Origin of the sequence: Deinococcus multiflagellatus, from assembly GCF_020166415.1 — a bacterium.
Taxonomy (GTDB): domain Bacteria; phylum Deinococcota; class Deinococci; order Deinococcales; family Deinococcaceae; genus Deinococcus; species Deinococcus multiflagellatus.
On sequence record NZ_JAIQXV010000066.1, the window covers coordinates 1 to 920 of the forward strand.

Annotated in this window: 1 protein-coding gene; it reads left to right on the plus strand. The window is 59.5% G+C overall.

Annotated features, from left to right (window positions below):
* Nucleotides 1-84: 84 nt before the first annotated feature.
* Nucleotides 85-920: IS630 family transposase (locus K7W41_RS23320; RefSeq protein ID WP_224612934.1), on the plus strand; the 836-nt coding region annotated here is incomplete at its 3' end.

Sequence of the window (920 nt, forward strand, 5' to 3'; positions counted from 1 at the left end):
GTGTTTAAGTCGTGCTAGTGGTCTGATCGAGAAAAACGTTGACAGGTGGTTTCGAGAGGAAGAAGCTGAGGGTGGAGGTGTCACATGGCCCGCCAGCCTCGTCCACCGCACATCGTCCTGAGCCCCGAAGAACAGCAGCGTTTGACTGAGCTGGCCCGTCGTCGGAAAACCCTGAGAGGGTTGGCCGCCCGAGCACAACTGATCCTGCTGAGCGCTGAGCAGCCATATACGTCACTGACCCAGATTGGGGAGCAGTTGGGCGTATGCCGGCATACCGTGCGCACATGGCGGCAACGATTTGTCCAGGACCGCATCGCGGGCCTGCGTGATGCACCCAAACCTGGTGCCCCACGGAAGATTCAGGATGACGACGTTGAGCGGCTGATCCGCCTGACGCTGGACAGCGTGCCTGCGAATGCGACGCACTGGACGACGCGAAGCATGGCGCAGGCCAGCGGGATGACCCAGAATGCGGTCTTCCGCATCTGGCGTGCTTTCGGACTGCGACCGCATTTGTCCGAATCGTTCAAGCTGTCGCAGGATCCCTTGTTCATTGAGAAAGTGCGGGACATCGTCGGCTTGTACCTGAGCCCACCGGCAAAAGCCCTGGTGCTGTGTGTCGACGAGAAGCCCCAGATTCAGGCGCTGGAGCGCAACGGCGGGGTCTTCCCCATGCAGCCAGGGGAAATTGAGAAGCGGGCACACGATTATGTGCGGCATGGCACGACGACGCTCTTCGCAGCCTTGAACGCGCAGGTGGGGACTGTCATTGGGAAGTGTTATCCCCGGCATCGTTCGGAAGAGTTCAAAGCCTTTCTGGAGGAAGTGAACCAGAACGTCCCTGCGGATCTGGACGTTCATTTGATCCTGGACAATTACGTCACCCATAAAGCGAAGGTGGTGCAGGACTGGCTGGTGGG